General features: G+C 49.9%; 5 protein-coding genes. 3 read left to right on the top strand and 2 right to left on the bottom strand.

Translation table 11 applies throughout. The annotated features are described in order from the left end of the window. Positions 1-194 precede the first annotated feature (194 nt). Entirely contained in the window at positions 195-941 is a 747-nt protein-coding gene (locus ABD07_RS13865) for an alpha/beta fold hydrolase (RefSeq protein WP_160818779.1), read from the bottom strand. Beyond that, the gene (locus ABD07_RS13860; RefSeq protein WP_160818778.1) at positions 938-1966 is read right to left on the bottom strand and encodes a M14 family zinc carboxypeptidase; all 1029 of its coding nucleotides are present in this window, start codon (positions 1964-1966) and stop codon (positions 938-940) included. The genes ABD07_RS13865 and ABD07_RS13860 overlap by 4 nt, the downstream gene beginning before the upstream one ends. 175 nt (positions 1967-2141) lie before the next feature. Here ABD07_RS13860 and ABD07_RS13855 point away from each other — a divergent pair, with 175 nt between their 5' ends. The 3 genes from ABD07_RS13855 to ABD07_RS13845 all read left to right on the top strand — a co-directional run. Next, positions 2142-2978 (top strand): UDP-2,3-diacylglucosamine diphosphatase, encoded by an 837-nt coding sequence (locus tag ABD07_RS13855; RefSeq protein ID WP_240142572.1) that lies wholly within the window; start codon positions 2142-2144, stop codon positions 2976-2978. Between the two features lie 11 nt (positions 2979-2989). Next, entirely contained in the window at positions 2990-3913 is a 924-nt protein-coding gene (locus tag ABD07_RS13850) for a patatin-like phospholipase family protein (RefSeq protein WP_160818777.1), read from the top strand. 273 nt (positions 3914-4186) lie between these two features. After that, the coding region (locus tag ABD07_RS13845) for an Ig-like domain-containing protein (protein WP_164502856.1) at positions 4187-6295 on the top strand (2109 nt) is incomplete at its 3' end.

The raw sequence follows: 6295 nt of genomic DNA, 5'->3' as shown, positions 1-6295 counted from the left end.
AAGCTAATCTACTACAGCCCCAAATTAAGTATTCATGGCTCCGAGCAAAATTTAATGCAATAGCCGATAACCTTGAGAGTAAAGAATTTAAAGAATTAGGTATGTTCCGAATTCCGGAAGACGATCAAGATTTTTTCAGAATGATTCGATCATTTTGATCTCTATCATTAATCCTTGCTTTGAATCTCTTAGCATTAACTGTTTGTATCAAACCAGTTCATAACATTCAGAACTAACCACTCCGGCTCATCCAGCGGTAAATCATGCCCCGCCGATTCATGCTCAACATAGGCAGTTTTCCAGGTTTGCGCGAGTTTCTGGCTGCAGTGGTAATCCACCAACCGGTCCGCCCGGCTGGTCACGACCAGTAGCGGTTGTTGCGGCTGAATGGTGACGGAAAATCTCATGGCGGCAAGGAATTGGTTTCTGGCGCTGATTGGCGATACCGGATTTTGCTGCTGCCATTGCTGCCAGGATTCAAGCAGTTTTGTATCGTGTGGATAGCGATTGGAAGTCAACCGCAGAATATCCGCTTCTCTGTGCGCAGCGGAATGAAAAATCAGGGGAAGAACATGCGGATAAGCCATCCAGCGCAGGCGGTGGTAAAACGGCGACAGCGGTCTGGCGCTGGTGTTGATCAGCACCGCAGCTTCGATCTCCTTGGGATGGCGCGTCATCCAGTCGATGGCGATCATGCCGCCCATCGACAAGGCAATCAGCCGAACCGGTTGACTGGGATCGACTTGCTGGCGCAGCGCATCGGTCATGCCGGTTATGGTGCCTGGACTGGTTTCTTGATAGCGCATGCCGTTGCCCGGAATATCCGGTGTGCTGATCTGTGCGCCGGGAAATTGTTGTTGCAAATGCGTGGTGAATTCACCCCAATGCCGCGCTTCACGCCACAATCCCCGGATCAGCACAAAATGCCCGAATTGACTCATGGGTACCACAGCGCCAGCGCTTGTTGTTCCAGCTTCTCCGCATCGCTTTGATTGATCCAGTTTTGATACGACAACGTCGCATGCAGCAAAAACTCCATCAGGATCAAATGGCTTCTCAGCACCCGGTTGAGCCGGTGCGGTTTGATCGGATGATACAAACCAAGCAATTGACGCAGTTGCAGCGGATTCTTACGAATCCAGCGCCATGACCCCATTTCCAATGTGAATGGCAGAAAAACGTTGCTCTGTTCCAATGACTTCAAATACAAAAAATCCCACAAATCGCCATGCACCAGATAATGCTGCGACTGCGGCTCGAACAGATAATCCTGGTGCGGATAGGTTTGCATGAACAAATTGCGTAAATAGCAGATTTCCTTCAAATGCTTGACCGGTTCGCGCCGGCTCCGGGCATACGGAAACCAGATCTGGTTGCGGAAACCGAAACCGGAATGGCAATCGAGCACCAGACTGAACGGCGCAGGCAAGACTTCTTGCGCGATAAAATCGCACAATGCCTGCGCTTCCGGCTGCATAGTGTCGCCGCTTTTCCCCCGGTACCACGGCAAGGCCGGTGAGATGCGGTGTCCACCGGCCAGCAAAATGGTTTTTTCAACACTATCGACCGGCGCATTGCGCATCAAATCGACACCCTGCCCGTTCGCGCGGGTTTTGTTCAACATGCCAACGGGATTGACGATGGGTATGAAATGAATACGCACGTATTGCAGTATCTCTGCCAATACCCGGTCCCACTTGAGTCGCTCCAGCAAGCCTTCGAGGAATGCGATGACCACTTGCGTGCCGATGCGTTCCAAACCGTGAATACCGGCGACATACGTCACACACGGCGCATCCGGCGCACGGTTGCCGAGTGTCAGCGCATACACCGGTAACAGGTCATCGCCGCACGACACCTGACAAAGCACTCGGCTCCGCAAGATCGCCGCATCGTGCTCTCGCAGAATAGCCTCGATTTGTTCCAACTCGGGAAAGGATTGTTTGATCGTGGATGGAGCGCGCATTTTTGCAGGATTGAGGGTTGCCGGAGTGCCGTTTGCGGTAAAAGGCAGATGTTACTCGAATCTTTTCTTGCGCAGCAAAGAATCGCCCCATGTTTTCCGCTTTTCACAAAGAATTCATCAATATTTAACAAATGCTTCAAAGAAGCTTAACAAACACACTCTATGCTGCACTGCCATGACTAATCCACTTAAAAAGGCATTTATGGTGAAGAATAAAGCCCCCATCAAAGTAAGAAGCGTCTGGATTTCGGATGTGCATCTCGGGTTTCGCGGCTGCCAGGCGGAAGCGCTGCTGCACTTTCTGCATTCGGTTGAAACCGATTATCTCTTTCTGGTCGGCGATATCGTCGATTTCTGGAGCATCAAAAAGAGCCCTTACTGGCCGCAGCACCATACCAATGTCATCCGCTCCATCCTGGGAAAAGCCAAGCACGGCACTAAAGTGATTTACGTGCCGGGCAACCATGACGAAGCCTTGCGAGACTGTATCGGCCATGTGTTCGGTAATGTGGAAATTCACCAGGATTATGTGCACACCACGACGGATGGCAAAAAACTGCTGGTCATGCACGGCGACGAATTCGATATGATCGTCAAGAACAGCCGCTGGCTCGCCAAACTGGGCAATATCGCCTACGACACCCTGCTGGATCTGAATCACTATATCAATAGGTTACGTAAATTCTTCGGCTATTCGTACTGGTCGCTCGCGGCTTATCTGAAGCTGAAAGTGAAAAACGCAGTCAGTTACATCAGCAGTTTTGAAGAAGCCTTGGCACACTTGGCCAAGGACCGCGGCGTTGATGGTGTGGTGTGCGGTCACATCCATCATGCCGAATTGCGAGAAATCAATTCCGTGCTCTACTGCAACGACGGCGACTGGGTGGAAAGCTGCTCGACCTTACTGGAACATCTCGACGGTTCGCTGGAACTGGTTTTTTGGTCCGAGCAGTTTGAGCAGCACAAAAATCTCGTGCATGCGGAATTGCTGGCCAACAAACGTGCGGCCTAAATGCACTGTTGATGGACGCTTTGCATCCTAAAACCATCTTAAGCCTGGACGGCGGCGGCAGCCATCTGTTGATTCAGTTAAGCGTATTGGCTTGCCTGGAAGAGGATACCGGTGTTGCCACGTACGATTTGTTCGATCTGATTGCCGGTTCCTCCTCCGGCGGGTTGATCGCCTGCTTGATCCTGGGGCGGCAATTGAGCGCACAGCGAATCATCGGGAAAATTTTGCAAGAAAAATTGCTGGAAAAAATAATGACGGAACATCGTTTTGGCCGGTTGCTGAACCGATTGCAAGTTCGCCCCAAATACCAGGGTATTCCGAAAAAACTGGCGCTGCAAAACGAGTTGGGCGATTTAAAATTGTCTTCGCTCGACAAACAGATTTTTGTCCCCTGTTTCAATCTCAATCAAGATCAATTGGAAATCTTCACCAATGACAGTCAGCCGGATTTTTTGCTCAGCGAAATCGCCGATGCCTGCACAGCTGCGCCCTCGTATTACCCGCCGGTGCAGATGCAGGATGGCGGCTGGCGCATCGATGGTGGTGTCGGCATGAATAATCCTGGATTCAGCGCTTATCTCTATGCGCAGCGCAGTTGGAATCACTGTGCAATCAAAATGCTTTCCATCGGCTCGGGCTGGCGCAGTTTTGCAATCAAGGGCGCAACAGCTTGCAGCTACGGCGGCGTGCAATGGTCGGCGCAAGGTATCGCTTCGATCATTCTCAGGGAAAAAATGCTGGCCAATGTAAGGACGACTGAGGCAGTTTTGGGCAATCAAGTGTTGTATATCAATCACTACCTGAAAGATTATGACATGCCGGATCAGATGGATTCCGCCAATAACGCCATCGTGCAAAAAAAAGCGCTGGACATCGGACAGCGCTGGTATGCGCTTCACCGCGAACAAATTCAGCAATGGCTGCACCCCGGATAACCCTTCGGGATTTTATTCAAAGCACAAGAAAATCATTATTTGCGAATATTGGCAAGTGAAATTAATCGCTGTTTGGTTGCTTATTTTTGCGTTTACCACACGATTACCATTGCTATAATTTAGATTAACTAATCACTCAAATTAATTAATCTAAAATGTGATTTTTATCACACGCATATCACTTTTCATCAGTTATACTCGCTCCGCTGTCCATAACAATCAACCAATTAACTTTTTCAAACGCGCGGCAATTCATCTCGGGGAGAAAATAGAATGGCGGTTAATCCAGTAATCCAGAAGGCAGATTCATTTGCGCAAAATTCCAAAGCTCAGAATGATAATTTCACGAATTTAGGCAGCGGTCGTGACAGCTTCGTACTGGATGTGCTGGCGAATGATCAAGGCGGTTTATCGAAAGTGTTATGGTCCTTGGACGAAGGCAGCGGCGCCTGGAACGAGCCTGGCGATTTGTTGAGCCGTGATAACTACGATGCGATCAACTATAGCGAATTAGGCGCGCAAATTTCGATCACCAAATATGGCACGGTTTCTTACGTCATTACACCCGATTTACAATCAAAACTGAAAGATCTATCAACCGGTGAAAGCTTAACCGATACGTTCATTTACGCGATGAAGGTCGGGCAAGGAAATAGCCCGCTGAGCTGGGCCAAGGCAACGGTAACACTCAACGGTTTGAATCATGCGCCGGAACTCACCGGAACGACCGCCATCCTGCCCAATGGAACCGAGAATACCGGTTATGAAATCCAGGCTAGCGACTTGTTAAAGGGGTTCACCGATGCGGATAAGGATGAAATAGCGATCAAGAATCTATCGGTTACGCATGGTACGCTGGCAGAAACCGCGACCGGCTGGATTTTTACGCCGGAGAATGATTTTTCCGGCGATGTCGAGTTAAGCTATGACATTGTGGATGGACATGGCGGAAGTCTGGGCGCGACGCTTACATTCACGCTTGACCCTGCGTTCGTGGACGTGGATCCACCGGCTCTATTTTCCGCCGAGCCTGCCGATGACGCTACCGCAGTTCCCATTACCAATAATATTGTTTTGCATTTCGACGAAGGTGTCGTACCGGGGTCCGGCAACATCGTCGTCACTAACGGCACCGACACTCGCCTCATTGCTGTCGATGATAGCAGTCAGGTCACATTCAGCGGCAGCAAGGTAATCATTAATCCCAGCACCAATCTGGTGCCCAATACCACTTACCATGTCGAGATAGCCAAGGGTGTGATCGCCGATTATTCCGGAAACCCTTACGCCGGAATTACTGATCCAACGACACTCAATTTTACGACGATTGCCGATACCACTCCGCCAGCATTGAGTTGGAGTTGGCCATTTGATGGGCAATCATTCAAGATCGACGACAATATCACCCTGGGTTTCACTGAAGAAATCAAGGCAGGCACCGGTAATATCATCATCAGCAACGGAACCGATACCAGAATCATTGCCATTGATGACGCCAGTCAAGTAATCATCACTAACTCCAACGGCTTCGGCACAACCAATTTTGGCACCATCACCATCAACCCGAAAGAAGACTTGATTCTTGATTCCACCTATAGCATTCAAATTGCCGCCGGTGTCGTTACCGATACATCAGGCAATGCGTGGGCGGGCATCAGTGATGCACTGAGCTTTAGTACAATCGGTCCTGGTCCGGTTTTGGATTGGAGCAACCCGGGAGACGATGCCGCCGATTTTCAGATGGACGGCACGATCGAATTATCATTCGATGAAATGGTTAAACCGGGTAGCACTGGCAATATCGTCATCGGCAATGGCGCTGACACGCGCATCATCTCGATCAACGACAGCAGCCAAGTGACATTTGACGGTTACGGTGGCGTATTGATCAATCCCGCCACCGATTTGATCCCTCACTCGCATTACAGTATCAAGATCGATAGCGGCGCTATCACCGATTTGGCGGGTAATCCTTATATTGGAATCAGCGACGACACGACACTGGATTTCTCCACCATTACGAGCGAACCGCTTCTATACAGCAGTTATCCTGGCGACAATTCGACCGATTTCCAAGTGGATCGAGATATCGGGCTGTCTTTTAATGAACCGGTTAAACCTGGCGATAGTGGCAATATCATCATCAGTAATGGCTCCGATACGCGCATCATCTCGGTCAATGATAGCAGCCAAGTGACATTTGACGGTTACGGTGGCGTATTGATCAATCCCGCCAACGATTTGATCCCCAATACGCATTACAGTATCAAGATCGATAGCGGCTCCATCACCGACCTGAGTGGTAATCCTTTTGCCGGAATCAGCGACGACACCACACTGGATTTCTCCACCATCTCTTCCGACCCGCAGCTATCCTGGAGT

The sequence above is a fragment of the Nitrosomonas oligotropha genome (genome assembly GCF_009833085.1).
In the GTDB taxonomy this organism is placed as follows: domain Bacteria; phylum Pseudomonadota; class Gammaproteobacteria; order Burkholderiales; family Nitrosomonadaceae; genus Nitrosomonas; species Nitrosomonas oligotropha.
Note: the sequence above shows the minus strand (reverse complement) of the source record. Positions and strands in the feature narration are given on the sequence as shown.